Here is a 244-nt window from a genome sequence, read left to right as displayed (position 1 = left end):
CGATCGCCGCGGTGTGCAGGTCGCGCGACACGACGATCAGCTGGCCATCGCGCGTGCCGTCCTTCAGCGATGCAAGTTTCATGGGGGTCTGCCGTTGTAGTGACGATGGAGGGAATCTATTTTACGATGGTGAATCCGTGCGGCGCGCACGCTCGCATGCGCGCCGTTTTCGCTCCATCCTTGCCGCCTTGCCGCGCGCCGTTGCCCATGCCCGCCAGCCCGCTTCCCGACGACGATCTCGCCG

1 protein-coding gene is annotated in these 244 nt (G+C 65.6%); it reads right to left on the bottom strand.

Features of this window, described 5'->3' with window-relative positions:
* On the bottom strand, nucleotides 1–82 hold an 82-nt coding region (locus SB816_RS34220; protein ID WP_410548526.1), incomplete at its 3' end, for a hypothetical protein.
* Nucleotides 83–244 lie beyond the last annotated feature (162 nt).

The organism is Achromobacter sp. SIMBA_011 (genome assembly GCF_046535435.1).
Lineage (GTDB): Bacteria > Pseudomonadota > Gammaproteobacteria > Burkholderiales > Burkholderiaceae_B > Achromobacter > Achromobacter dolens.
This window is presented reverse-complemented; position numbering and strand designations above follow the sequence as displayed.